Below are 26,011 nucleotides of genomic sequence, written 5' to 3' on the forward strand. Positions count from 1 at the left end.
CGACGACTGTAACGCCATCTCTCAAAACCTTGATTGGCTCGGGCCCGGTTCCTCGGATACCCAGAACCGGCCAGACCAACCGGACCCCCTGCATGTCGCGTATCCTTCCCGCCTTCCTCGTTCTTCTGTCCCTGCTCGGCGCCACGGCCGTTCAGGCCCGCGACGCGGTGGTGGTGGAGCTGTTCACCTCGCAGGGGTGCTCCTCCTGTCCGCCCGCCGACGAGATCCTGGCCGAGCTTGCGACGCGCAACGACGTCTTTGCGCTGGCCTACCACGTCGACTACTGGGACTACCTCGGCTGGGCCGACGAGTTCGGCAGCGCGGCCTTCACCGCCCGGCAGAAGGCCTATGCCCGCTCGAAGGGAGAGCGGTCGATCTATACACCGCAGGCGATCATCGGCGGAACCGACCATGTCGTCGGGTCGAAGTCGATGAAGATCGCCAACGCGATCCAGCGCCATTCCGACAGTCCCGACCCCGTGACGGTCTCGGCGCGGCGCAAGGGCGGCCGCGTCCATGTGGTCGCGCAGTCGACCTCGGTGTTCGATGCACCCGCCGTCGTGCGCGTCGTCACATACGTCCCCGAGGCCACCACCGACATACGCCGGGGCGAGAACGCCGGCCGCACGATCACCTACGTGAACATCGTTACGGGGTGGCGCGATCTGGGGACTTGGACGGGCGCCGGCGAATTCAGCGGCTCGGCCGAGGTTCCCGCCGATGTGCCCTGCGTCGTCATCGTGCAGCTTCGCGAGACCGGCCCGATCCTTGGCGCGGCCCGTCTGCGCTAGGTCTTTCGCGGAACGTACGTCTTCCAGCGATTGTGGATCCAGAACCACTGGTCGGGATGCGCGCGCACGATCCGCTCCACCTCGTCGTTATAGGCTTGCATCATCGCCCCGGGATCGCCCTTCGGAATTTCGGCGGCGACGTGGATCCGGAAGGTGAAGCCGTCAGGCTGGCGGATGCCGAAGATAGGGATCAGGGCGGCGTCATACCTGATCGCCCATTCCGCCGCTGACAGAGGCGTGTGAGCCGGCTGGCCGTAGAATGACAGGAGCGGCGCCTTGCGCGAGGCCACGTCGGCAACGATGCCGATGATGCCGCCCCCCTTCAGATGCCGGACCAGGGCCGAGATTCCCTTTGCGTCCGTCGGAAAGACCGGCTCGGCGATGGTCGATATCGCCTCGAGGTAATGTTCGTGGAAGGCCGGGTTCTCCATCGGGCGATAGAGCGCGGCCATCGGATAGCCCTCGCGGCTGAGCTTGCCGCGGACGGCGTCGTAGTTTCCCAGGTGCGCTGTGACGAGGACGACCGCCCGGCCTTCGGCGCGCGCAGCCTCCAGGGCGGGCAAGCCCGGACCACCGATCTGAGAGTCGCGGGCGCGGGTGACGAATTCCTCGCCCGAGTAGATTTCGATCAGCGTCCGACCGACATTGTCTGGAACCGCGCGCACGATCCGTTCCCGGGCGGCGGCGTCCAGCCCGGGTTCGGCAAGCGCGAGGTTGCGGCGGATCCGCCGTCGCCATCCCGCAACGGGGGCAATCAGGGCGCTGACGGCGCGGCCGGTGAAGCGCACGCGGGTCTCGTAGGGCAGCGCCAGCGCAAGACCGAGGACGGCGCGCGCGACGGCGTTCTGCATCCAGTCCCTGAAACCGCTCCTGCCCTCCGCCATCCGTCACCCGCCGGGAAAACCGCGGGTTACATGGCCCGCTCAAGCGTCGTTTGCAACGAAGAAGATCTCGCCGGCAGCCTCGAGGTCGCGGATGACGCCGACCGCGCGGATCATCGCCGCCTCGACATCCTCGGGGGTGACGCCCTTCTTCTCCTTCGCTTCTTCGCGGATGTTCTCGGCCATGCGCTTCGAGATGTTGTCGAGGAGGAAATCGATGGCCTTGCGGTCGCCCTCGCCGGCGCCCGCGACGATCAGGGTCAGGTCGTCCGGTGCTATGTCGCGCTGGATGCGCGGCACGTCCCGCGCCGAGATCCGCTCGGGGATGTTGGCGAAGGTGAAGATGGCGGCGCGGACGCTGTCGGCGAAATCCTTGTCCTCGCCCTCAAGCCCCGTCAGCACGTCGTCGCGGACGCGGGACTGGGCATAGTTGAGGATCGCGCCGACGCGCGTCACGGGGCCGTCGGTAAAGGCGGTGACGGGTCGCGCGCTCAACTGGTCGGCCAGAGCACAGCCGATGCGGTGGACCAGCGCGGGAGAGACGCCGCCGGTCTGGCTGATCGCATAGGCGATGCGCCGCGCGCGTTCGCCCGGCAGCTTGCCCAGACCTCGGCCGCCTTGCCGACCTTGAGCTTAGACAGCACCACTGCCGCGACCTCGACCGCCTCGCTTTCCAGGAACGGCACCAGGCGGTCCGCTTCGGCCTTGTCGATGTCGTCCCAGGGATTGCCGCGATAGCCCGACGACGGCGCCATCTGCCGCAGGCGAGAGGTCGCGCCCTCGCTCAGGACGCCGTCGAGAAGGCCGATGGCGTTTTCGAGACCAGCAGGGAACGACAGGCCGATCCGTTCGATGGCGTCGGCGAATTCCGCGGCCACGGCGGCGACCGTGTCCTGGTCGACCGGCGCCATGCGGGCAAGCTGCACCGCAAGCTCGGTCTGCTTGTGCTCGGGCAGCGAAGCGAGGAAAGGCACGGATCCCTTCGTCAGAAGCAGGCGCACGACGATCGCCGCCTTTTCCCTACGGCTGAGGCTGGCGGTCGGACCGTCGAGGGAAGGCAGGGAATCGAGCATCATTCTTTCGCGGCGCCGCCCTGGGGTGAGGGGTCTGAGTTCGTGTTATGTTCTATCGGCCTGCGGGTTAACGCTTGGCTACGCATCCCCCGGCTACCAAAGAAAAAGGGCGGCCTCGCGGACCGCCCTCAGGAAGCTCTCGCGGAACGGCGTCAGCCCGTAGGGGTGATGCAGCTCCGGCTTTCGGAATCGAAGGTCTGGCCTTCGGGACATGACATGGTGACCTGGTCGTGACCTTCGCACATCGCCAGAACGGCACTGGGCGCCAGGGTCATCACGAGTGCGGCCAGCAGGGCTGCCGTCTTCATTGGGGGCATCTCCTTTTCGTCGCTAACGTAAGGGAAAGCTAGCACGCGTCCCCCACGAGGCTCCTCACGCTTTCGTGAGGCTCAGGCGTCGAAGACGCGGGCGAAGATCGTGTCGACGTGCTTGGTGTGATAGCCCAAGTCGAACTTGTCCTCGATCTCGGCCTCGCTCATCGCCGACGTGACCTCGGGATCGGCCTTCAGCTCTTCCATGAAGTCCGCCCCCTCTTCCCAGACCTTCATCGCATTGCGCTGCACCAGGCGATAGGAGTCCTCGCGGCTGACGCCCTTTTGCGTCAACGCCAGCATGACGCGCTGCGAGTGGACGAGACCGCGGAACGTCTCGAGGTTCCGCATCATGTTCTTCGGATAGACGACCAGCTTCTCGATCACGCCTGTCAACCGCGAGAGAGCGAAGTCGAGGTGGATCGTCGTGTCCGGGCCGATGCCGCGCTCGACGGAGCTGTGCGAGATGTCGCGCTCGTGCCAGAGGGCCACGTTCTCCATCGCGGGCACCACGGCCATGCGGACGAGACGGGCAAGACCCGTCAGATTCTCCGACAGGACCGGGTTGCGTTTGTGGGGCATCGCGGACGAACCCTTCTGACCCTTCGAGAAGAACTCCTCGGCCTCCAGCACTTCGGTCCGCTGCATGTGGCGGATCTCGATGGCGATGTTCTCGATCGACGACGCGATCACGCCGAGCGTGGCGAAGAACATCGCGTGCCGGTCGCGCGGAATGACCTGGGTGCTGATCGGCTCGGGCCGCAGACCCAGCTTCGCACAGACATGCGCCTCGACCGCCGGGTCGATGTTGGCGAACGTACCGACAGCGCCGGAAATCGCTCCTGTTGCAACCTCTTGCCGGGCGTTCTTCAGGCGAGCGAGTCCCCTGTCCATCTCGGCGTAGAAGCGCGCGAAGGTCAGACCCATGGTCACGGGTTCGGCGTGGATGCCGTGGCTGCGGCCGATGCGGACGTCCATCTTGTGCTCGTAGGCACGCTTCTTGAGCGCGGCGAGCAATCCCTCCATGTCCGCAATCAGGATGTCGGCGGCGCGGACGAGTTGCACGTTGAAGGTGGTGTCGAGTACGTCCGAGGACGTCATGCCCTGGTGGACGAAGCGCGCTTCGTCGTTGCCGATGATCTCGGCCAGATGGGTGAGGAAGGCGATCACGTCGTGCTTCGTCACCGCCTCGATCTCGTCGATGCGCGCGACGTCGAACTCGGTGTCCTTCGCCTTCCAGACGGCTTCGGCGTTCTCGCGCGGGATGACGCCCAGGTCGGCCATGGCGTCGCAGGCGTGGGCCTCGATCTCGTACCAGATGCGGAACTTCGTCTCGGGCGACCAGATGGACACCATCTCGGGGCGGGCGTATCTCGGGATCATGTTGCGGCCTCTTTGGTGACGGCCAGCGTTTAGACCGGCGCAGGCCGGGGGACAAGAAGAAGGGACGCGGCCATCGTTCGCGAGACCGGCATCGGGCGTCTGACGTCCCTTCACGCGCTCGCGGGGAGCTGGCGGATCACGCGGGACATTCTCCATGCGGATGGGACCCGTGCCAGCTTCGAAGGCGAGGCGACGTTCACTCCGTCGGGCCAGCAGCTGATCCAGGACGAGACGGGACGGCTTGCCCTGGGCGGGCAGAGCTTCGCGGCGTCGCGGCGCTATGTCTGGCGGGAGGCTGGCGACGTCCTCGAGGTGCTCTTCGACGACCTGAGACCGTTTCACTGCATTTCTGCCGGAGCCGAACGGCACGAGGCCACGCACCTCTGCGGTCCCGACCGATACGATGTCGCCTATGATTTCACCCAATGGCCGCGATGGCGCTCGGTCTGGCGTGTCCTGGGACCGCAGAAGGACTACATAATGACGTCGGACTACGCGCCGATAAAGCTTTTTCCGTCCCGAAACACTCCGGGGTGAGACGCCGCAGTCGGCGAGGGGCAGCGCCCCTGCCCCGGCTCCGCCAATCTTGCGCCCGCAGCATCGCGGGTGCATAACCCGAGGGAACATCAGAGGAAGAGGGACCCTCCCATGACCACAACCGCCGTCCGTCCGGTCCTGACCGAGACCTTCTGGACCACCGACGAGTCCACGCAACTCTGGATCAAGCGTGCCGTGCTCCTGGTTGTGGGCATTGCCGTCTTGACGCTCGCCGCCCACGTCAGGGTCGCGGTGCCCCCGTCGCCCGTTGCGGTCAACCTCGGCACCTTCGCCGTCCTGACGATCGGCGTTGCCTACGGGCCACGTCTCGGCCTCGCGACCATCCTTGCCTACATGGTGATCGGCGCCCTCGGCTTTGACGTGTTCCAGTCGTCGACCGCAGAACTGAACGGCCTTTCCTACATGATGGGGTCGACCGGCGGCTACCTTGCGGGCTACGTGCTAGCCATCGCAGCGATGGGCGTCCTGGCCCGGCGCGGCTGGGACCGCTCGGTCCTCCTGATGGCCGTTGCGATGCTGATCGGGAACATGCTCCTCTACGTGCCGGGCCTTGCCTGGCTCTCGATCTGGATCGAGACCGCCGGCAAGCTCGATGTCGCGACCTATGGCTCGCTCTGGGAGCAAACCCTGACCTGGGGCATCACGCCATTCTTGATCGGCGACGCAATGAAGCTCGCTCTCGCGGCGCTTCTCCTGCCGGCGATTTGGAAGCTCGTGGGCGACGCCCGCGTCTGAAACCCTCACCGATGACCAGCTGAACGCGGTCCTTCTGGGCCGCGTTCTTCTTTGGAAGGGGCCTGCCCCTCGCCGAGCGTTTAGGGACAGAAGAAGCGGGATCAGCGCAGGTTGATCCGAAGCGCGGCCGCACCGGCGAAGGGCAGAAGTGCGAGGCTGCCGAGGGTGATGAGGGTCACGAGAAGAAGCGGTGTCGAGGCGCCCTGCCCGTCGGCCGCGCGGCCCGCCGCCTCGGCGCCGAAGATCAGCGTCGGCATGTAGAGCGGCAGGACGAGAAGCGACAAGAGCAGCCCACCGCGCTTCAGGCCAACCGTCAGCGCCGCGCCGAAGGCGCCGATCATCGACAGCGCGGGGGTGCCAAGGAGAAGCCCGAGGAAGAGCGTGCCGTAGGCCGGAGCAGGGAAATCGAGGAGGACGCCGAGCGCGGGCGCGGCCAGCGTAAGCGGCAAGCCCGTCGTCAGCCAGTGCGCCGCCGCCTTGACCGCGACGAGCGCCTCGAGCGGCAGGGGAGCGGTGGCGAGGAGTTCGAGCGAACCGTCCTCGTGGTCGGTGGCGAAGATGCGGTCGAGCGACAGGAGGCAGGCGAGGAGCGCGCCGATCCAGAGGATGCCGGGGGCGATGGTTCCCAGAAGCTCGGACGCCGGGCCGACGCCGAAGGGGACGAGGACCGTCACGATCAGGAAGAAGGCAAGTGCAAGACCGAAGCCCCCGCCCGCCCGGACGGCGAGCTTGAGGTCACGAACGAGAAGGCGGATCACAGGAATGCCTCGTCGAAGGCATCCGTGCGGGCCTCGCCGGGTTTGAACTGCGCGACATCCAGGACCGGGACATCGAGACCAAGCTCGATGTGCGTGGCGATCAGCGCGGCACCACCTTCTGCCAAGTGGCCACGTACGGCCTCGGCGAACATCGCCACCGCGCGGGCGTCGAGAGACACCGTGGGCTCGTCCAGCGCCCAGACCGGGCGGCCGGTGACGAGGAGGCGCGCCAGCCCGAGGCGGCGTTTCTGCCCGGCCGAGAGCGCCTGCGCGCGGCGCTCGCGCATGTCCCTGAGGTCGAAGGCTGCGAGGGCTGCGTCGATGCCGCGGGTGCCGAACAGACCGGCCCAGAATTCGAGGTTCTCTCCCACGCTCAGCGTGCCCTTCAGACCGTCGGCGTGTGCGGCATAGGCGATTGCCTCGGGATCCGCCTCGATGCGTCCTGCGGCGGGCGGCTGGAGGCCGGCGACGGTGCGCAGGAGCGTGGTCTTGCCGGACCCGTTCGGGCCGCGAAGGATCAGCGCGTCGCCCGCGCCGAGCGACAGGGACAGCCCCTCGATCACGATCAGGCCGCCGCGCGCACAGGCCAGATCGGTGAGCGCGAGGCGTGTCATCGTCCTAGACGGGCAGAACCGCGAGACCGACGCGGCGGCCTTCGCCGAGAAGGACGTTGTAGGTGCGGCAGGCCTGCGGGCTGGCCATGGCTTCGACACCGATGCCCGCAGCCTCGATCTTTGTGCGGAACTCGGGCGGCAGATGCGCCGTCTCGGCGCCCGTGCCGACGAGCAGGACGTCGATGGCTCCATCGGCGAGGAACGGCGCCTGGTCCCAGGGCTCCCACGCCGAGACGCCGGAGGGCAGGATGGAGTGTGCGCCGTCGCGCTTCACCCCGCCAATGCGAAAGAAGCCCGGACCGTAGCCATCGACCGGAAGGGCTCCGTTGTACGTCACTTCGTTCAGGCGCATTCAGCCTCCTTCCCGGTCGTCGTGTGGCGAGCCTAGCCCCTGCCCGCTCAGGCGTCGACGTTGGCGAACTGCGTTCCCGCCCCGCCGCCGCCGTCCGACGGCTTGGACCAGTCGCGCGTCACGCCCAGCATCAGGACGATGTTCTTGGCGACATAGACCGACGAATAGGTGCCGACGACCACGCCCCAGGTGATGGCGAAGACGAAGCCGCGGATCACGTCGCCGCCGAAGACGAGAAGCGCGATCAGCGCCACGAGCGTCGTGCCCGACGTCATCACCGTGCGGCTCAGCGTCTCGTTCACCGACTTGTTCATCACGTCCTGCAGCGGCGTCGTCTTGTACTTCCTGAGGTTCTCGCGTAGCCGGTCGAAGATCACGACGGTATCGTTGATCGAATAGCCCACGATGGTCAGAAGGGCCGCGATGGTCGAGAGATCGAAGCGGATCTGCAGCAGGCTGAAGATGCCGATCGTCACGATGGTATCGTGGAACAGTGCGGCCACCGCACCGACCGAGAACTGCCATTCGAATCGCAGCCAGATGTAGATCAGGATCGCGACGAGCGCTGCGGCGACCGCGATGATCGCGGTCATGATCAGCTCGCCCGACACCTTTGGACCGACCGATTCGACCGACGCGAACTCGATCGACGGCGCGATCTGTTGCAGCGCGGCCTGGACCTGGGCAATGGTGTCGCCGGTCACGCTTTCCTGCCCGTCCTGGGCCTGGATGCGGATCATGGTCACGTTCTGGTCGTCGCGGAAGTTCGGGTCGAAGACCTCGATCACCGAAACCTCGCCCAGGTTCAGCGTCTCGACCGCCTGTCTGTAGGCGCCGACATCTACGGGCTCGGCAGCCTCGGTGCGGATCGTGGTGCCGCCGCGGAAGTCGATGCCGAAGTTCAGGCCCACGAAGACCCAGAGCAGGATCGAGGCGATGACGGCGAAGACCGAGACGCCGAAGGTCGCGGTGCGCCACCTGAAGAAGTCGTAGTTGGTCTCGTCGGCGAAGAATCTCAGGCGCATGTCATACCTCGATGGTCCGGGGACGGCGCCGCTCGAACCAGATCACCACCAGAAGCCGCGTCAGCCAGATCGCCGTGAAGACCGAGGTGACGATGCCGACCATCAGGGTCACGGCAAATCCCTTCACCGGACCCGAGCCCAGAAGGAAAAGGATCAGCGAGGTGATGAAGGTCGTGATGTTGGCGTCGATGATGGCGGACAGGGCGCGCTGGTAGCCAAGCTCGATGGCGCGGCTCGGGCCCTTGGCGGTCTTCAGCTCCTCGCGGATACGCTCGAACACCAGCACGTTTGCGTCCACCGCCATCCCCATGGTCAGGACGATGCCGGCGATGCCGGGAAGTGTCAGCGTGGCGCCGAAGGCAGACAGGACGCCGAGGAGCATGGAGAGGTTCACGATGAGCGCGATATTGGCGAAGATGCCGAAGAGACCGTAGGAGAGCGCCATGAAGACGATGACGGCGACAAAGCCCACGACGGCGGCGATGCGCCCCGCCTCGATCGAGTCCTGACCGAGGCCGGGAGAGATCGTGCGTTCTTCGAGAAACGTCAGTTCGGCCGGCAGCGCGCCCGCGCGGAGGAGGACCGCCAGGTCGGTGGAGCTTTCGACGGTGAAGTTGCCGGTGATCTGAGCCTGCCCGCCGGTGATCGGTTCGCGGATCTGGGGCGCGGTGATGACCTTGTCGTCCAGGACGGTGGCGAAGAGCGCGCCCACGTTTTCCGACGTGAAGCGTCCGAAGACCTGCGCACCGTGGCCGTTGAAGCTGAGCGTGACCGAGGGCTGGCCGTTCTGGTCGAATCCCGGCTGCGCGGTCTTCAGGTCCTCGCCTGACAGGATCGCGGCACTTTCGAGGACGTACCAAACGGCCTCTTCGTCGATGTCCTGAACCAGCAGTTGCCCCGCGGAGGTGCGCGTATCGGCTGTGGCGGAGGCGGAGACGACCGGATGGAAGGTCAGACGCGCGGTGGTGCCGATGATGCCCTTCAGTTCTTCGGCCGAACCGACGCCGGGGACCTGGATGAGGATCCGGTCCTCGCCCTGTCGCTGGATCGTCGGTTCGCGTGTGCCGACCTCGTCGATGCGGCGGCGGATGATTTCCAGCGCCTGGCGCACGGTGCGGTCGTCGGTGGCGAGCTTTTCCTCGGGCGAAAGTTCAACCGTCAGGGTCGAGCCCTGCCCTGTCACCACCAGATCCTGCGCGCCGATGCCCGACAGGCTGACGACGGGCTGCGCTAGCGCGCGGACCGCTTCCAGGGCTGCGGGCATGGCGTCGGCGTTCTGGATGCGTAGTGACAGCGTGCCGGGGGCGGCGGCCTCAAGCCGTTCGACGAATCCGACCTGGTCGCGGATTGCGACGAGGGCGTCGCGGACATCGGGCCATGTGGTGTCCATGCGGTCGACGTAGACGTCCTCGACATGGACTTCCGCCAGAAGGTGCGCGCCGCCCCGCAGATCGAGACCGAGGTTCACCAGCGTCGCCGGCAGGAAGGACGGCCAGAGGCCGGCGTCGGCCTCGCGCTCGGGTGTCGAGCCGAGCGTCTCTATCGCGGAGACGGCATCGTTATGCGTCTCGACACGGGTATAGAAGGCGTTCGGCAAGGCCAGCAGGATCCCGAGCAGGCACAGGCCCAGGATGACGACCCGCTTCCAGAGGGGGATCTGAAGCATGGAGCCCCTATTTCGCCGGCTCGGTCCTGGAACGGACTGTCTGGATCGTGTGCTTGATGACGCGGACGTTGACGCCGGGAGCGATCTCGATCTCGACTTCGCCGTCCTCGCGGACCTTGGTGACCTTGCCGACAAGGCCGCCCTGGGTAACGACCTGGTCGCCACGGCGCAGGGCCTCGACCATCGCGTTGTGCTCCTTCAGCTTCTTCTGCTGCGGACGGATCAGAAGGAAGTAGAAGATCGCGAAGATGGCGACGAAGAAGGGGAGCTGCGCGAGAAGCGACGGTCCCGCTCCTCCGGCCGCCTGGGCATAGGCAGGGGTGACGAACATGGAGAGCTGGATCCTTGTCGTTGTTCGTTTGTGGGCGACGCGGGCGGCCAGCGCCCTGCCCCCGAAGTTGGCGGACCCTACTTAAGAGCCCGCCGAATGACAAGCAATGGCCCGGCATGTCGCGGCGGCCCCTGCGCCGCGTCGGATGCGACGTCGCTAAGGTTGCGCGACAGGTCGAATTATTGCATCGGAACGCGGGGGAAGCCGGATAGAGCTGTCGCCACCGAGAGGAGTGCCGGATGGCCGAGGTCACCATCGTCTACTGGCGGGACATTCCCGCGCAGGTCATCGTCGGCAAGGGCCGGCGGGGCGCCAAGGCGCCCCTGCCCGAGCGCTTCGAGCAGGCGATCGACCGGGCGGCGATGAAGGTGGGCGCGAGGGACACGGACGCCTATCTATCGGAGTGGCGCAAGGTTGCCTCGGGCGAGGCGGACGGCGCCGACGATGAAGTCGCGCGCGCGACCGCCGAGAGATTGGACCGCGACTATACGGACGACCGCCTCAGGGCGCTGATCGAGAACGACGGATGGGCCTGACGCCCCGCGACATAGGGAAATCGTTGATGTCACTGCTGAACTTCCGCAAAAAGACCGAGGCCCCCCGCACCGGCGACCGGCGTGTCGAGACGTTCCTGCGGGACTTCTCGATCGAGGTGATGCCGCGCACCGCCGAGAAGGTCGAGGATTTCCGCGCCCTCCTGCCCGAAAGCACCCGCGTCTACATCGCCCATATCGACGGCACCCCGATCGAGGACATGGTGGCGACGGCGAAGCGTCTCGCCGCCGACGGCTTCCAGGTGATGCCGCACTTCCCGGCGCGGATCATCGACAATGCGCAGATGCTGGGCGACTGGATCGCGCGCTACCAGGGCGAGGCGGGCGTCACGCAGGGCCTGATCCTTGCCGGCGGCGTGGCCGAACCGCGCGGCGTCTTCGAAAGCTCGATCCACCTTCTCGAGACCGGGCTTTTCGACAAGGCGGGCTTCACGCGGCTTCACGTCGCAGGCCACCCCGAGGGCAACAAGGACATCGACCCCGACGGCACCACCCTGAACGTCGAGACGGCGATGAAGTGGAAGAACGACTTCGCTGCGCGCACCGACGCCGAGATGGCCATCGTCACCCAGTTCGCCTTCGAGGCCGACCCGGTCATCGCCTGGGCCGACGCGGTCCGCGACGCGGGCATCGGCCTGCCGATCCATATCGGGATCGCCGGTCCGGCGAAGCTTCAGACGCTCATCAAGTTCGCCGTCGCCTGCGGCGTGGGGCCGTCGCTGCGCGTTCTGCAGAAGCGCGCGATGGACGTCACGAAGCTGCTCCTCCCCTACGAACCCGACGAGATCGTGACGGAGCTGGCGCACCACAAGGCGTCGCACCCCGACTTCGCAATCACCAACGTCCACATCTTCCCGCTCGGCGGGATCAAGGCCGCGGCCGAGTGGACGGCCTCGAAGGGCGCCGTGCCCGCCGCGCGGGCCACGGCGTGACGCCACGCGCGATCCTCTTCGACATGGACGGGACGCTGATCGACAGCGATCCCGTGCATGCGGCCGTCTTCATCGAATTTCTCGGCGCGCGGGGCCTCGACATCACCGAGGCCGACTACACGCGCCGTATTCACGGTCGCCTGAACCGCGAGATCTTCGCCGAGCTTCTGCCGAACCACGACGCGGACGAGATGGATGCCGGCAAGGAAGCCGCTTTCCGCGAGCGTGTCACGGCGGAGTTTCCGATGGTCAAGGGCGCTCGGGCCTATCTGGAAACGCTATCCGCCCTGCCGCTGGCCGTCGTGACGAACGCCTGCCGCGCGAACCTCGACACGGTGCTGGAGCGGCTTTCGCTTGGCGGACACTTCCGGCACCGCGTGTCGTCCGACGAAGTTGTCCACGGCAAGCCCGCGCCCGATCTCTATCTGCGCGCGCTCGACCTTCTCGGCGTTCGCGCCGACGAGGCGGTGGCGTTCGAGGACAGCGCCTCGGGCGTCGCCTCGGCCCGTGCCGCAGACCTGCGCGTCATCGGCGTCGCCACCAGCCTTACGCCCGAGGCGCTTCTCGACCTCGGCGCGATCCATGCCATACGGGACTTCACCGACCCGACCCTTTCCGATCACATCGCCATCCCCGAAGGAGCGACCCTATGACCCGCACGGTTCTAGAATCCCAGACCAAATCCACCGTGATCGGCTTCGACGCGCCCTTCTGCGTGATCGGCGAACGCATCAACCCCACGGGCCGCAAGAAGCTGAACCTCGAACTGGAAGCCGGCGACTTCTCGACGGTCGAGCGGGACGCCATCGACCAGGTCGCCTGTGGCGCGATGGTCCTGGATATCAACTCGGGCGCAGTGTTCTCGAACAAGATGGCCGAGGATCCGCGCTATGCCGACAATAACTTCGTCGAGCCCGACCTGATGCGGAAGCTAATCGAGACGGTACAGGGCGTCACCGACTGCCCGCTCTGCATCGACAGCTCGGTTCCGGGCGCACTGAAGGCGGGGCTCGAGACGGCGAAAGGTCGTCCGCTCGTGAACTCGGTCACCGGCGAGGAGGAGCGTCTTGAAGCCGTGCTGCCGCTCGTCAAGAAGTACAACGTGCCGGTCGTGGCGATCTCGAACGACGAGACCGGCATCTCGGACGATCCCGACGTGCGTTTCGCGGTGGCGAAGAAGATCGTCCAGCACGCCGCCGACTACGGCATCCCTGCGCATGACATCATCGTCGATCCCCTCGTCATGCCGATCGGCGCCAAGAACATCGCGGGAACATCCGTCTTCGCGCTCATCAAGCGTCTGCGCGAGGAACTGGGCGTCAACACGACCTGCGGCGCGTCGAACATCTCGTTCGCAATGCCGCACCGCCACGGGATCAACGCAGCCTTCCTGACGATGGCCATCGGCGCCGGCATGACGAGCGCCATCATGAACCCGATCCGCCCCGTCGAGATGGAGGCCATCCGGGCCGCGAACCTGCTGATGAACCACGATCCTCATGGCGCGGAGTGGATCCGCTTCGGTCGCGTGCTCGACGCCGTCGCCGAGGGCATGGAGTTTCCCGCGGCGAGCCTAGCGCAGCAGACCTCGCAGATCGGCGGACGCAGCGGACGGCGCCGCCGTGCCTGATGCGAAAGGGTTCGGGCGGGGGTTTTCCCCGCCGCGCCCGGCGCTAGGGTGACGCCCCGAAGGAGCGGGCATTCATGGACGAGACGGCACTGGTCATCTTCACGCCCTCGGGCAAGCGCGGGCGCGTCCCGGTCGGCACGACCGTGCTCGAGGCCGCGCGCAAGCTGGGCGTCGATCTCGATTCTGTCTGCGGCGGGCGCGGCATCTGCTCCAAGTGCCAGGTGAGTCCGGGCACGGGCAGCTTTCCCAAGCACAACGTCACCGTGGCCGAAGACGCGCTGTCGCCCTGGAACGCCGTCGAGGCGCGCTATGACGAAAAGCGCGGGCTGCCCGAAGGGCGCCGGCTTGGCTGCCAGGCGCGGGTGCAGTCCGATGTCGTGCTGGACGTGCCGCCCGAAAGCCAGGTCCACAAGCAGGTTGTCCGCAAGCGCGCCGAAGCCCGCGAGATCGTCATGAGCCCGGCGGTCCGGCTGTACTACGTCGAGGTCGAGGAACCCGACATGCACGAGCCCTCGGGCGACCTCGAGCGGCTGGCGGCGGCGCTGGCCGAGCAGTGGTCGCTGCCGGGCGCTACGGCGGGACTGACGGTCATGCACGGTCTCCAGCCGATCCTGCGCAAAGGCGAGTGGAAAGTGACCTGCGCGGTCTTCCAGTCGTCCGAAGGTGCGGCACCCCGCATCCTGAAGGTCTGGCCGGGCTTCCATGACGGCCCGCTTCTGGGACTGGCCGTCGACCTTGGCTCGACCACCATCGCGGGTCACCTCTGCGACCTCGCGAGCGGGGCGGTCGTCGCCTCCTCCGGCATCATGAACCCGCAGATCCGCTTCGGCGAGGACCTGATGAGCCGGGTCAGCTATTCGATGATGAACGCAGGCGGCGCGGACGAGATGACGCGCGCGGTGCGCGAGGGCATGAATCGCCTGATTGCCGAACTCACCGCAGAGGTCGGAGCCGTGCCGCGCGACATCCTCGACGCGGTCCTCGTCTGCAACCCGGTCATGCACCACCTCTTTCTGGGCATCGACCCCTACGAGCTGGGTCAGGCCCCCTTCGCGCTTGCCACCTCGGCGGCGATGACGCTGCGCGCGCCCGAGGTGTCGCTCGACCTTCACCCCGAGGCGTCGGTCTATCTTCTGCCTTGCATCGCGGGCCATGTGGGCGCGGACGCCGCCGCCGTCACGCTGTCCGAGGCGCCGGAGAAGTCCCGCGACCTCGTCCTTGTCGTCGACGTCGGCACGAACGCCGAGATCCAGCTCGGCGACGCGGCGGGCGGCGTGATGGCCTGTTCGTCGCCCACGGGACCCGCCTTCGAGGGCGCGCAGATCTCGTCGGGCCAGCGCGCCGCGCCGGGAGCGATCGAACGCGTCGAGATCGACCCCGCCACGAAAGAGCCGCGCTACAAGGTGATCGGCTCGGACCTCTGGTCGAACGAGGATGGTTTCGACCTGGCCATCGCCACGACGGGCGTCACCGGCATCTGCGGCTCGGGCATCATCGAGATGGTGGCCGAGATGCGCATGGCGGGCATTCTAGACGCGTCGGGCCTGATCGGATCGGCCGAGCAGACGGGGACGGACCGCTGCTTCCCGGACGGGCGCACCCACAGCTACCGCGTGCGCGACGCCGACGATCTCGGGCGCGAGATCGTGGTGACCAACAAGGACATCCGCGAGATCCAGATGGCGAAGGCCGCGCTCTATTCCGGCGCGCGTCTGCTGATGGACAAGCGCGGTGTCGATACCGTGGATCGCATCGTCCTGGCCGGTGCCTTCGGCGCCCACATATCGCCCAAGCACGCGATGATCCTCGGAATGATCCCGGATTGCCCGCTCGACAAGGTGTCGTCGGCCGGAAACGCGGCCGGGACCGGGGCGCGGATCGCGCTTCTGAACCGCGAGGCGCGGGCCGAGATCGAAGCGACGGTGCGCGATATCCGCAAGATCGAGACGGCCATCGAACCGCGCTTCCAGGAGCATTTCGTCAATGCCTCGGCGATCCCGAACGCGGTCGACGCATTCCCGAACCTCGAGGCCATCGTCACCCTCCCGGACGTGTCCTTCAATACCGGCGGTGACGGAGAGGGCGGCCGCAGGCGCAGGCGGCGCGGCTGAGACTTGACCGGCTTCTGAGCTTGGCTTAGGTCAGGTCCGTCGCGGGTGTAGCTCAATGGTAGAGCAGGAGCTTCCCAAGCTTAAGACGAGGGTTCGATTCCCTTCACCCGCTCCAGCCTCACGAATCAACTTCAGGTTTCATTCGGTTGCTGGCGCCCCATTCCAGACACAGTCCCGTGAACACAATTACGGTTCGGAAACAGTGGCTTCGCCCGACGTTTTTTGTGTTCACCCACTTGTGAATTCTACTGCTCGAATGTGAGTATCGGCTGCCGCCGCCGCTACCTCAGGTAATGCGAGTCCGCCGTCGCTGTTACGAGACAGGGGCCGCTTTTTCCTTCGATTTCCAGACAATGTGATTGACTGCGCCAACAAGCGGAAATTGGTCAAAGCCTCGAACCAATTGCAATTGCCAATCATCTTTCAAATGTTACGGACCGCTTTTGACCGCAATTCCGGTCCATTGTGATTGGAAGGCAGCGGTTGGATAATTTCCACGCCGATGCCGGGAGAAAAGACGAACGGGACCGCAACCCCACTTATGCACTCTGGAAAGGTGACTCGCATGAAAAGGATTTTCTCAACGGCCTGTATCGCCGCACTCTGCCTGACGATGCCGCTTCACGCGCTTGACGTGAGCGTGGGAGCCAGCGTCGGCGGCATCGACGCCAACGTCTCGGCCTCGGTCGGACACGGCAGCCTCGCCGACGTCGACGCCAGCGTCGGCAGCGGCGGTTCGACCTCGGGACTGGGCGTCGATGCCTCTGTCGGGCTTGGGGGCGGCAGCTACGGCGGCGGCTCGGGCGGTGGGACGAACCCCGGAACCAACCCCGGGACCGGCACCAACGGGCCCTCCAACACCCCCGGAAGCCAGCCGAACGGCAACCCCGACGGGCTTGGCAACGGCCTGCCGCTGGTCATGGTGAAAGCCTTCCTGGGAAGGCCCGTGGTGTCCTCGGACGGCATTCTGCTTGGCCGCGTGAACGACATCAAGCCAAGCGGCAAGGCCTGCCCGATGCTGGGCGTCAAGACCAACCCTGGTCTCGACCTCGACTACTCGCAGGTCTGGCTGAAGACCTCGCGGTGCGGCGGCGGCGATGGCGCCATCCGCCTCGGCATGAAGAGTTCGACCTTCATCAACCGCGCGACCTACTGACCTCCCTGGCCCGGCAGGCCTGAGAGGTGCCCCCCGGTTCGGTCCTTTACCCCTGGGCCGAACCATCCCGCCCGACGCGCCCTCACACCGCGTCGGGCGGGACACAACAGCTTCGGCCGAGAGGCCCTCACGACCTAACTGGAAATGGTGTCGAAATGAGCAACGGTCGCCCAGTCACATTCATTCTCGGAAGCGGGTTTCTTTTCGCGACGGGTTCCGCGCTCTATTTGGCCATCGCGGGCGCTTCTGCCACCATGACGTTCCTGGGCTATGCCGGCGGCGGACAGATCGGAATGTTGGCTGCGGCCTGCTGTATCGCCGCCTGGCGATAAATCATCCCGCGTAACGGCGAACGTACCCCACAAGTTGAGCGGTCGAGCCGTCCTTGCCTTCGGCGCCCTCCTTGCCCGACACGACGGGCTCCAGCGCCTTCGCCAGTTCCTTGCCCAACTCGACGCCCCACTGATCGAACGAATTGATCCCCAGCATCGCGCCCTCGACGAACACCCGATGCTCGTATAGCGCGATCAACTGGCCCAGCACGAAGGGCGTCAGCTTGGGATAGACAAGCGTCGTGGATGGCCGGTTGCCGGGAAAGACGCGGTGGCGGGCCTGCCGCTCCAGCTCGTCGTCCTCGAACTTCCCCTCCAACATCGCCCTCGCCTCGTCCAGCGTTCGCCCGCGCATCAGCGCCTCGGACTGCGCGAGGCAATTGGCGATCAGAAGCACATGCTGGTGGGCAAGCTCGGGCTCGTGACCCTCGGCCCCGACCATGAACTCGCAGGGGACCACCCGCGTGCCCTGGTGGATGAGCTGATAGAACGCATGCTGCCCGTTGGTGCCGGGCTCGCCCCAGACGACCGGCCCCGACGCGACGGTCAGGCTTTCGCCATCCATCGAGACGCCCTTGCCGTTCGATTCCATCTCGAGCTGCTGGAGATAGGCCGGAAGCCGCACCAGCCGCTGCTCATATGGCAGGACAGCCCGCGTGGCATATCCCAGGCCCTGGTTGTGCCAGAGACCCGTCAGCGCGAGCATGACCGGCATGTTCTCGAGCGGGGAAGCCGCGCGGAAGTGCCGGTCCATCGCCTCGCCTCCCGACAGGAAGGCGTGGAAAGCGTCGCGTCCCACGGCGATCTCGAGGGCGAGCCCGATCGGACCCCATATCGAATAGCGCCCGCCGACCCAGTCTTCGAAGCCGAAGACACGCTCGGCGTCGATCCCGAAGGCCGCCGTCTTCTCCAGCGCCGACGACAGCGCCGCGAAGTGGCCGCCAACATCCGCGTCGCCCACGCCGTTCGCGATCCAGCGGCGCGCGGTTTCGGCGTTGGTCATCGTCTCGATGGTGGTGAAGGTCTTCGAAGCGACGATCACAAGCGTCGAGGCGGGGTCGAGCGCCACAAGCGTGTCGTTGATGTGCGCGCCGTCCACGTTCGAGACGTAGTGGATGCGGGGTCCGTCGTGATAGGGCGCCAGCGCCAGCGTCGCCATCGCGGGCCCCAGGTCCGATCCGCCGATGCCGATGTTGACCACGTCGGTGAAGCGCGCGCCGCCCGGTGCGGTCAGGGCGCCCGAGCGCACCTCCTCGGCGAAGACGTCCATCCGGCCGAGCGTGTCTCGCACGCCCTTGGTGACGTCCTGTCCGTCGACCATGACCTCGGCGCCGTGCTGCGCGCGAAGAGCTGTGTGCAGGACCGCCCTGCCCTCGGTCTCGTTGATCTTCGCTCCCGTGAACATCGCCTCGCGCCGCGCCGCCACGCCGGCCTCGTCGTACATCTTGACGAGAATCGCGCGGCCGGCGTCGTCCATGGCGGTCTTCGAATAGTCGAACAGCAGATCGCCAGCGGTAACCGAGAAGGTGCGAGCGCGGTCGGGCCGGTCGAAGCGGTCGAGGATCGGCGTCCGCGCGGCCTCTTCTGCGGCTTTCGTCAGGCGTGTCCAGTCCATGCCCGTCTCCTCAGTTCGCGATTTCGCGCCAGCGGCGGCCTTCGCGGTGCAACAGCATTGCGGCTTCTTCGGGACCGGTCGAGTCGACCTCGTAGGTCTTGGGACGGTCGCCCGTGTCTTCCCACCCCTCGATGATCGGATCTGTCCATGCCCAGGCCGCCTCGACCTCGTCGCCGCGCATGAACAGCGTCTGGTCGCCCCGGATCACGTCCATGATAAGCCGCTCATAGGCATCGGGCACGTCCGCCGCATCGGGGCCGAGCGCATCGGCGAAGGTCATGTCGAGCGGCACGTCGACCAGACGCATGCCGCCCGGTCCCGGTTCCTTGATCGTGACGAACAGGTCCATGCCCTCGTTCGGCTGCAGCCGGATCGCCAGCACGTTCCGGTGACGGCCGAGCGACTGGCCGAAGATCGAATGCGGCGCGTCCTTGAAGATGACCGCGATCTCGGTGTGCCGCGCCTTCAGGCGCTTGCCGGTGCGCAGGTAGAAGGGCGTGCCCGCCCACCTCCAGTTCGAGACCTGGAGCTTCATCGCGACGAAACTTTCCGTGCGGCTGCCCGGATCCTCGACCTGGTCGAGGTAGCTTTCGCCCTTCGACTTCGAAACGTACTGACCCCGCACGATGTCGGCGGGCGGCACGGCCTCGAGCGCGCGGATCACCTTGAGCTTCTCGTCGCGCACGGCATCCGGGCTGAACCGCGCCGGCGGCTCCATTGCGGTCAGGCACAGAAGTTGCATCAGGTGGTTCTGCACCATGTCCCGCATGGCGCCCGACTTGTCGTAATAGGCTCCGCGCCCGTCGACGCCCACGCTTTCGGCCACGGTGATCTGAACGTGATCGACGTAATGGGCATTCCACAGCGGCTCGAACAGCACGTTGCCGAAGCGCACGGCCATCAGGTTCTGGACCGTTTCCTTGCCCAGGTAGTGATCGATGCGATAAATCTGGTTCTCCGAGAAATGATCTCTCAGCGTCTTGTTCAGTTCCCGCGCGCTGTGAAGGTCGCGGCCGAAGGGCTTCTCGACCACGATCCGGCATTTCGGACCCGCGCAGCCGTGCTGGTGCAGACGCTCGGCCAGGGCGCCGAACAGCGAGGGCGCGACCGAGAAATAGAAGGCGCGCGTGACGCCCTTGCGCAAGAGCTTCGACAGCTCGTCCCATCCGCCGTCGCCTGTCGCGTCGACCGCGACATAGTCGATGCGCTCGAGGAAATCGTCGATCTCGGCTTTTGGGCGGTCCTTGTCGAGAAACTCCTCCAGCGCCGCGCGCACGTCCTTGCGATAGCCCGCGCTGTCCATCTCGGACCGCGCCGCGCCGACGATGCGGCTCTCGGGCGTCATCTGGCCGGCCTGGAAACGCCGGAACAGGGCGGGCAGAATCTTGCGGCGGGCAAGATCGCCGGTGCCGCCGAAGATGACGAGGTCGAAATCCTCGACGGGGATGACGCGCGAGACCATCGCCTATTCCTCTCCGCTCATGGTGTTACCGCTAACAAGCCATTTGCCCGCGCGGATAGCGCGTCGCGGTCCCGAAGTCCAGCCGGGCCCATGGTCATCACATCTTCGTGGCGTCCGCACTCTTTTTCTTTCGGACAAAGTCGCGGCATTCTAGGCAATTGCAAGTGAAGGAGGACTGAACCGAATGAAGGACGTCAACGGCCCCGAGGGACTGCAGAAGTTTTCCGATCCCCTTCGGACAGCCAGGGGCGAAACGCGCGCCGAGGTAGCCCTGACCAATCCGGACACGCTCTGGTTCAACACCGGCACCCTCTGCAACATCGAGTGCCTGTCCTGCTACATCGAAAGCTCTCCCACGAACGACGCGCTGGTGTACATGACCCGTGCCGAGGTCGAGGACTATCTCGCCCAGGCCCGGTCGCGTGGCTGGTCGCTGAGGGAGATCGGCTTCACCGGCGGCGAGCCCTTCATGAACCCCGAGATCATCGGGATGACCGAGGCATCCCTTCTTGCGGGCTACGAGGTCCTGATCCTGACGAACGCCATGCAGCCCATGATGCGGCGGCGCTTGCGCGACGGGCTTGTGGATCTGCATACCCGCTTCCCCGGCCGCCTGACGCTGAGGGTGTCGCTCGACCACTGGTCGGCGCGGCATCACGACGCGGAACGGGGCACGGGCAGCTTCGAGCGATCGCTCGAAGGGATGCGCTGGCTGCGGGACGAAGGCATCGCCATGACCGTCGCGGGCCGCACCGTCTGGGGCGAAAGCGAGGCCGAGGCGCGCGCGGGCTATGACGCGCTCTATCGCGCCGAAGGGTTCGCCATCGACGCCCTGAACCCGGGCCGGACGGTTCTCTTCCCCGAGATGGACGAAACCGTCGACGTCCCCGAGATCACCACAGCGTGCTGGGGCATCCTTCACAAGTCGCCCGACAGCGTCATGTGCGCCTCGTCTCGGATGGTGGTCAAGCGCAAGGGAGCCGCGACGCCGACCGTCGTATCCTGCACTCTCCTGCCGTACGAACGCGATTTCGAGTTGGGACGGACGCTGGCCGAGGCCGAGCGTCCGGTGCGGCTCAACCATCCGCACTGTGCCAAGTTCTGCGTCCTCGGCGGGGCAAGCTGCTCGGCCTGATCCTCCATCGACCTTCAAATACTTCGGGGAGCGCGAGGGGCAGCGCCCCTCGCCGTCACACCATGGCGCAGAGGAGTTCGAAGAGGATGTTCGCGCCCAGATAGGCCGTGGCGCCAGAAGGATCGAAAGGCGGCGACACCTCGACGAGGTCGGCGCCCCGAATGTCGAGGCCGGCCAGATGGCGGCACACCTCCAGCGCCTGAAAACTCGTCGGTCCGCCGACTTCCGGCGTTCCCGTCCCCGGCGCGAAGGCGGGGTCGACGAAGTCGATGTCGTAGCTGACATAGCAGGGACGGTCGCCCACGACCTCGACAGCTTCGGCCATGACGTCAGCCACACCGCGGGCGAAGAATTCCTCGATCCGGACGATGCGAATGCCGACGCTTTTGGCGAAATCCAGATCCTCCCGGCCATACATGGATCCGCGAATGCCGATCTGGATGACGCGCTTCGGGTCCAGAAGCCCCTCCTCGACCGCCCGGCGGAAGGGCGTGCCGTGGGTGTACATCTCGCCGCCGAAGTAGCTGTGGTAGAGGTCGGTGTGGCTGTCGAAGTGGATCATGCCCAGAGGCTCGTCCGCCGCGATCCCGCGCAGGATAGGCAGCGAGCAGAGGTGATCTCCGCCGATGGTCAGCGGGCGTATCCCTTGCGATTTCAATGTCTTGTAGAAGGACGTGAACCGCTCCAACGTGTCCGGCATGCTGGCAGGGTTCGGGCCGATGTCGCCGACGTCGGCGCAATTCGCGCGTTCGAAGGGCCGGGTGCCCGACACGGGATGCTCGGCCCGGATCATCGTCGAGGCGTCGCGCATCTGGCGCGGCCCGTGGCGAGGACCCGGACGGTTCGTGGTGCCTGCGTCCCAGGGCGCGCCGACCAGCCCGATCTCGACCTCCGAAAATCTTGGGTGGTCGGGCGTCACCAGCGGAAGCCGCATGAAGGTCGGCACGCCCGCATAGCGCGGCAGCACGAAGCCCGATACGGGCTGGAAGAAGGGGTCGCTCATGGCCCGAACGCTAGCGCGTCGTCACGGCCTTGCATAGCTCACGAAGGCGAAGCGGCGGGCGTCCGGCGACCAGCAGGGCACGTTGATCGTCCCTTGCCCGCCGAAGAGCGACAGAAGTGTCCGGGGCGCGCCGCCCTCCGCCGGTATCAGGCGAAGCTCCACGTCGCGGTCCCGCGGATGACCTTCGGTCCCCGCTTCGAAGGCGACGTAAAGCACATGCGCGCCGTCGGGCGAGGGATGCGGGAACCAGTTCACGCGCTCGTCGTCGGTCATTCTTTCGGGCGCGCCGCCCGAGACCGGGATGCGCCAGAGGTCGACCGAGCCGTCTTTCTCGCCGTTGAACCAGATCCAGCGGCCGTCCGGCGTGTAGTCCGGGCCGTCGCAATGGTCGAAGCCGCCGGTGACAATTGTCTCGTCACCACCCGACGCAGGCATGGTGCAGATCTGAAAGATGCCGTCCCGCCGACCGGCATAGGCCAGCGCTGCACCGTCGGGCGACCATCCGTGCCAATAGGCCGGCAGTGGCGCGCCGAGCGCTTCGGGCGATCCGCCCGAGACGGAAAGCGTGTAGATCTCGCTCATGCCGTTCCGCGTCTTGTCGCTGATGGCGAGGCGCGTGCCGTCCGGCGACAGCCCGTGGTCGTTGTTGAGCTGGCTCAGGTCTCCCGTATCGATCCGGTCGAGCCGGGGCGCGTCGAGCGGGAGTCGAAACAGGAGGCCGTCACCGTTGACGATCAGCGCCGTCCCGTCCGGCGTCCAGTTTGGCGCCTCGATCAAACGGTCGGTCTCGAAGACGGTCTCCGTCGCGTCCGTCGCCAGGTCGTAGATGCGAACCAACGAGGTCATGCGGGCACATACGAGAATCGGTCGAACCTCGCCTCGCGCGCCTGACCCGAGGTGTCGTAGGCGACAAGGCCAACGAAGGCCCCAGTGAAGGACGCGTGCTCGCCCCGTCCGCCCTCGTCCGAGATGACGGCGGCGTTCAGGACGGGGCCTATGGCCTGCCAGTCGCCGCCTTGCCGCCAGTAGAACTGCTGGGTCGCGTGATCGACCTCGACGGCCAGGTCCACCGGGCCCTCGGCCAGGGGGACGGGAGCGTCGAGCGGATGCTCGAGCGCGCAGTCGGGCCAGTTGCCGGGGCAGCTCTGAATCGTCAGGACGCGGCCCATCCCCGGCTCGTGGGTGACGAGAAGAGCGTGGAACTTGTGCCGGTTGTAATATGTCGTCAGCCCGGCGGCGTGTTGGTAGTCGCCGGGCATCACGTCGAGCGTCGTCTCGGCCCGATAGGCCAGGTGCTGCTGCCGGCGGGCGACGAGGGATTGTTCGAACCAGCTTCCGATGCTCTCGCGCCCGATCAGGGTCAGGCCGTCCAGCCCCGTCCGGAACAGCCTGTCGGGATGCGGATGGCGCAGCCACTGGAAGTCGTGATGGAGACCCTCGGCGAAGTCATAGGCCGATGGCTGCGGCAGCGGGCTGTCGGCGTCATGTGGCACCTCCTCGCGGACAAGGAGGCCGCCGCCTTCGAGATAAAGCCAGTCGTCGTCGCCCCAGACCACCTTCTCGATGCCCGTCTCGCGGCCGAGGGGGCAGAACCGCCCCTGCCCGTCCGGTCCCGCGATCGGACGCCCCATCAGGAAGGTGTGCCAGAGCGTACCGTCCGGACCCTCGACGTACTGCCCGTGTCCGGTCCGCTGGATCGGGTGGTCCGGAGCGTCGGCGGCTGAGAGGAGGAACTTGTCCGGATGCGTCTCGTAGGGTCCGCGGATGTCGCGCGAGCGTGCCATCGTCACCGCGTGGCCATAGCCCGTACCGCCCTCGGCCGTCGTCAAATAGTACCATCCGTTTCGCCTGAACAGGTGTGGCGCTTCGGTCAAACCGCGGTCGGTGCCGTCATATATACTAGAACATTCGCCCGTAAGCCCCTGGCTCGGCGACCATTCCTGCAGGAGGATGCCGTCGAAGCTGGCGTGCTTCGGGTTCCCGCCCGTGCCCTTGCCGCGGTGGTTCCAGCGCATGTTGACGAACCACTTGCGCCCGTCCTCGTCATGGAACAGCGACGGGTCGAAGCCCGAGGAATTGACATACCACGGGTCGCGCCACGGTCCTTCGATCCGTTCGGCGCAGGTGATATAGTTGTGCGCGTCCTTGAACGCCCCATCAAGCCGCTTGACGTCGGTGTAGACCAGCCAGAACAGCCCGTCGGCATGGGACAGGCAAGGCGCCCAGATGCCCCCCGAGTCCGGATTGCCGCGCATGTCGAGAAGCGCCGCACGGTCCAGTGGGGCGGCCGCAAACTCCCAGTTGGCCAGGTCGGTCGAGCGGTGGATGCGGACGCCGGGATACCACTCGAAGGTCGAGGTGGCGATGTAGAAGGTATCGCCGACGCGGCAGATCGAAGGATCCGCGTGGAAGCCGGGGAGGATCGGGTTGCGGATCATGGCTGGGCCTCCGTGGCGCGGGCGGCTTGCGCCGCCCGCCTTGCCGTCACGCAAGCAGGTCGCGCGCGGCGGCCGGGTCCAGCGCGGCCGGACGCGAACAGGTCGTCGTCATCTTGACGAAGCTGCCAGTCTCGCCCGATTTGAGGATGCCCGTCATGACTTCGACCGCGTGCAGCGCAAGCTCCATCGAGCAGCGGTGCGGCCGATGCTCGGCGATGGCGATGGCCATGTCGGCGAGTCCCGCGGTGCGATAGTTGGCGCGGACGTCCTGGTTCGCCTTCCCGAAAGGGTGATCCCAAGGCTCGACCTTGCGCGCGGGCGCGCGGCCCTCGGTCAGGATCAGGTCACCGCCGAAGAAGTTCGGATCGGGGACGTCGAGCGAGGCCTCCGTGCCGTAAAGCTCCATCGGCTTGTGCCCATGTCCCCAGACGTCCCAGCTCGTCGCCATCGTGATGACCGCGCCGCTGGCGAAGTCGAGAAGCGCGTGGATCGTGGTCGGCGTCTCGACCGGGATCGTCTCGCCCTTCCTCGGATCGGAGGAGATCGTGCGGGTCTTCGACGGCGTCGAGGTCAGCGCCACGACACGTTTCACGGGCCCCAGAAGCTGGATCAGGTTCGTGACGTAGTAGGGCCCGATGTCGAGAACCGGACCGGCGCCCGGCAGGAAGAAGAAGTCGGGGTTGGGATGCCAGTGCTCCATCCCGTGCGACATGACGAAGGCCGTGCCGCTTGTGACCTGCCCCACGGTGCCGTCGTCGATCAGGGCGCGGGCCTGCTGGTGCGCGCCGCCAAGGAAGGTATCGGGCGCCGAGCCGATGCGCAGACCGTTGGTGTCCGCGATGTGCTTCAGGTCCGCGCCTTCTTCCAGCGACAGGACGAAGGGCTTTTCGGAATAGACGTGCTTGCCCGCCTCGAGGATCGCCTTCGAGACGGCGAAGTGCGCCGCCGGAATGGTCAGGTTGACGACGATGTCGATGTCCTTCGCCGCCAGGAGGCCCTCGACGGTCTCGGCCCTGACGCCGAATTCCGTCGCGCGTGCCTCTGCCGCCGCCGCGCTGAGATCGGCCACCGCGCGCACCTCGATCCCCCGGAACAGGGGGGCGAGGCGCAGGTAGGCCGCCGAGATGTTGCCGCATCCGATGATGCCGACGCCCAGGGTCATGGG

The 26,011-nt window shown here is 66.5% G+C and carries 27 protein-coding genes and 1 tRNA gene; 11 read left to right on the forward strand and 17 right to left on the reverse strand.

The features are described from left to right. The first annotated feature begins 92 nt into the window (after positions 1-92). Positions 93-791, forward strand: coding sequence for a DUF1223 domain-containing protein (locus EF888_RS11810; protein WP_109758398.1), 699 nt, complete (start codon positions 93-95; stop codon positions 789-791). On the opposite strand, the gene EF888_RS11815 is transcribed toward EF888_RS11810, so the two are convergent. The 5 genes from EF888_RS11815 to purB all read right to left on the reverse strand — a co-directional run bounded on the left by EF888_RS11815 (position 788) and on the right by purB (position 4,439). Then, entirely contained in the window at positions 788-1,675 is an 888-nt protein-coding gene (locus EF888_RS11815) for a lysophospholipid acyltransferase family protein (RefSeq protein ID WP_109758397.1), read from the reverse strand. The two genes, EF888_RS11810 and EF888_RS11815, sit on opposite strands and share 4 nt — an antisense overlap. Positions 1,676-1,714: 39 nt before the next feature. Then, positions 1,715-2,167: a FliG C-terminal domain-containing protein gene (locus tag EF888_RS22225; RefSeq protein ID WP_241239655.1), complete on the reverse strand. Its 453-nt coding sequence runs from the start codon at positions 2,165-2,167 to the stop codon at positions 1,715-1,717. Continuing rightward, positions 2,164-2,745, reverse strand: a complete 582-nt coding sequence (locus EF888_RS22230; RefSeq protein WP_241239656.1) for a hypothetical protein — start codon at positions 2,743-2,745, stop codon at positions 2,164-2,166. Before EF888_RS22230 ends, EF888_RS22225 begins: the two co-directional genes overlap by 4 nt. Positions 2,746-2,897: 152 nt before the next feature. Continuing rightward, the gene (locus EF888_RS11825; protein WP_109758396.1) at positions 2,898-3,053 is read right to left on the reverse strand and encodes a carbohydrate-binding module family 14 protein; all 156 of its coding nucleotides are present in this window, start codon (positions 3,051-3,053) and stop codon (positions 2,898-2,900) included. A gap of 81 nt (positions 3,054-3,134) precedes the next feature. Continuing rightward, on the reverse strand, positions 3,135-4,439 hold the full coding sequence (purB, locus tag EF888_RS11830; protein WP_109758395.1) for an adenylosuccinate lyase: 1,305 nt from the start codon (positions 4,437-4,439) through the stop codon (positions 3,135-3,137). Between the two features lie 147 nt (positions 4,440-4,586). Here purB and EF888_RS22235 point away from each other — a divergent pair, with 147 nt between their 5' ends. Then, a complete protein-coding gene (locus EF888_RS22235; protein ID WP_241239896.1) occupies positions 4,587-4,976 on the forward strand; it encodes a DUF6314 family protein in 390 nt (129 codons plus the stop codon). Between the two features lie 111 nt (positions 4,977-5,087). Then, complete coding sequence (locus EF888_RS11840) at positions 5,088-5,732, forward strand: biotin transporter BioY (RefSeq protein ID WP_109758393.1); 645 nt, start codon at positions 5,088-5,090, stop codon at positions 5,730-5,732. Positions 5,733-5,833: 101 nt separating this feature from the next. Here the strand turns inward: EF888_RS11840 and ccmB are convergent, their stop codons facing one another. Genes ccmB through yajC form a run of 6 tightly spaced genes read right to left on the reverse strand, consistent with a single transcriptional unit; the run spans position 5,834 to position 10,478 of the window. Continuing rightward, a complete protein-coding gene (gene ccmB / locus EF888_RS11845; RefSeq protein ID WP_109758392.1) occupies positions 5,834-6,490 on the reverse strand; it encodes a heme exporter protein CcmB in 657 nt (218 codons plus the stop codon). Next, complete coding sequence (ccmA, locus tag EF888_RS11850) at positions 6,487-7,104, reverse strand: heme ABC exporter ATP-binding protein CcmA (protein ID WP_109758391.1); 618 nt, start codon at positions 7,102-7,104, stop codon at positions 6,487-6,489. The genes ccmB and ccmA overlap by 4 nt, the downstream gene beginning before the upstream one ends. A gap of 4 nt (positions 7,105-7,108) precedes the next feature. Beyond that, positions 7,109-7,456: an Mth938-like domain-containing protein gene (locus tag EF888_RS11855; protein WP_109758390.1), complete on the reverse strand. Its 348-nt coding sequence runs from the start codon at positions 7,454-7,456 to the stop codon at positions 7,109-7,111. 47 nt (positions 7,457-7,503) lie between these two features. Then, positions 7,504-8,481 (reverse strand): protein translocase subunit SecF, encoded by a 978-nt coding sequence (secF, locus tag EF888_RS11860; RefSeq protein WP_109758389.1) that lies wholly within the window; start codon positions 8,479-8,481, stop codon positions 7,504-7,506. A 1-nt stretch (position 8,482) separates the two neighbouring features. Continuing rightward, positions 8,483-10,147, reverse strand: a complete 1,665-nt coding sequence (gene secD, locus EF888_RS11865) for a protein translocase subunit SecD (protein ID WP_109758388.1) — start codon at positions 10,145-10,147, stop codon at positions 8,483-8,485. Between the two features lie 7 nt (positions 10,148-10,154). Then, positions 10,155-10,478: a preprotein translocase subunit YajC gene (gene yajC, locus EF888_RS11870; RefSeq protein WP_109758387.1), complete on the reverse strand. Its 324-nt coding sequence runs from the start codon at positions 10,476-10,478 to the stop codon at positions 10,155-10,157. Positions 10,479-10,717: 239 nt separating this feature from the next. On the opposite strand from yajC, the gene EF888_RS11880 reads away from it, so the two are divergent. The 7 genes from EF888_RS11880 to EF888_RS11910 all read left to right on the forward strand — a co-directional run bounded on the left by EF888_RS11880 (position 10,718) and on the right by EF888_RS11910 (position 16,861). After that, positions 10,718-11,014 (forward strand): virulence factor, encoded by a 297-nt coding sequence (locus tag EF888_RS11880; protein WP_109758386.1) that lies wholly within the window; start codon positions 10,718-10,720, stop codon positions 11,012-11,014. 26 nt (positions 11,015-11,040) lie between these two features. Next, complete coding sequence (locus EF888_RS11885) at positions 11,041-11,964, forward strand: methylenetetrahydrofolate reductase (RefSeq protein ID WP_109758545.1); 924 nt, start codon at positions 11,041-11,043, stop codon at positions 11,962-11,964. After that, on the forward strand, positions 11,916-12,617 hold the full coding sequence (locus EF888_RS11890) for an HAD family hydrolase (protein WP_109758385.1): 702 nt from the start codon (positions 11,916-11,918) through the stop codon (positions 12,615-12,617). Before EF888_RS11885 ends, EF888_RS11890 begins: the two co-directional genes overlap by 49 nt. Continuing rightward, positions 12,614-13,594, forward strand: a complete 981-nt coding sequence (locus EF888_RS11895; protein ID WP_109758384.1) for a methyltetrahydrofolate cobalamin methyltransferase — start codon at positions 12,614-12,616, stop codon at positions 13,592-13,594. The genes EF888_RS11890 and EF888_RS11895 overlap by 4 nt, the downstream gene beginning before the upstream one ends. Positions 13,595-13,668: 74 nt before the next feature. Beyond that, positions 13,669-15,705 carry an ASKHA domain-containing protein gene (locus EF888_RS11900; RefSeq protein ID WP_109758383.1) on the forward strand — a complete coding sequence of 679 codons (2,037 nt, stop codon included), beginning with the start codon at positions 13,669-13,671 and terminating at the stop codon, positions 15,703-15,705. A gap of 41 nt (positions 15,706-15,746) precedes the next feature. Then, positions 15,747-15,820 (forward strand) — tRNA-Gly (locus tag EF888_RS11905). A gap of 450 nt (positions 15,821-16,270) precedes the next feature. Beyond that, a complete protein-coding gene (locus EF888_RS11910) occupies positions 16,271-16,861 on the forward strand; it encodes a hypothetical protein (protein ID WP_109758382.1) in 591 nt (196 codons plus the stop codon). A gap of 333 nt (positions 16,862-17,194) precedes the next feature. Here EF888_RS11910 and pgi read toward each other — a convergent pair whose 3' ends face one another. Continuing rightward, on the reverse strand, positions 17,195-18,808 hold the full coding sequence (gene pgi / locus EF888_RS11915; RefSeq protein ID WP_109758381.1) for a glucose-6-phosphate isomerase: 1,614 nt from the start codon (positions 18,806-18,808) through the stop codon (positions 17,195-17,197). 10 nt (positions 18,809-18,818) lie between these two features. Beyond that, on the reverse strand, positions 18,819-20,270 hold the full coding sequence (gene zwf, locus EF888_RS11920) for a glucose-6-phosphate dehydrogenase (protein WP_109758380.1): 1,452 nt from the start codon (positions 20,268-20,270) through the stop codon (positions 18,819-18,821). A 184-nt stretch (positions 20,271-20,454) separates the two neighbouring features. Between zwf and EF888_RS11925 the strand changes: the two genes are divergently transcribed. Continuing rightward, positions 20,455-21,405, forward strand: coding sequence for a radical SAM protein (locus tag EF888_RS11925; RefSeq protein WP_109758379.1), 951 nt, complete (start codon positions 20,455-20,457; stop codon positions 21,403-21,405). 55 nt (positions 21,406-21,460) lie between these two features. On the opposite strand, the gene speB is transcribed toward EF888_RS11925, so the two are convergent. The 4 genes from speB to EF888_RS11945 are packed head-to-tail and all read right to left on the reverse strand — an operon-like array spanning position 21,461 to position 26,008. After that, positions 21,461-22,408, reverse strand: a complete 948-nt coding sequence (gene speB, locus EF888_RS11930) for an agmatinase (protein WP_109758378.1) — start codon at positions 22,406-22,408, stop codon at positions 21,461-21,463. A 21-nt stretch (positions 22,409-22,429) separates the two neighbouring features. Continuing rightward, positions 22,430-23,254 carry a TolB family protein gene (locus tag EF888_RS11935; RefSeq protein WP_109758377.1) on the reverse strand — a complete coding sequence of 275 codons (825 nt, stop codon included), beginning with the start codon at positions 23,252-23,254 and terminating at the stop codon, positions 22,430-22,432. Continuing rightward, a complete protein-coding gene (locus EF888_RS11940; RefSeq protein WP_109758376.1) occupies positions 23,251-24,846 on the reverse strand; it encodes a glycoside hydrolase family 43 protein in 1,596 nt (531 codons plus the stop codon). The genes EF888_RS11935 and EF888_RS11940 overlap by 4 nt, the downstream gene beginning before the upstream one ends. Before the next feature lie 46 nt (positions 24,847-24,892). Next, positions 24,893-26,008, reverse strand: coding sequence for a Gfo/Idh/MocA family protein (locus tag EF888_RS11945; RefSeq protein WP_109758375.1), 1,116 nt, complete (start codon positions 26,006-26,008; stop codon positions 24,893-24,895). Between the last annotated feature and the right edge of the window lie 3 nt (positions 26,009-26,011).

The sequence above is a fragment of the Silicimonas algicola genome, from assembly GCF_003970735.1.
GTDB classification, from domain to species: domain Bacteria; phylum Pseudomonadota; class Alphaproteobacteria; order Rhodobacterales; family Rhodobacteraceae; genus Silicimonas; species Silicimonas algicola.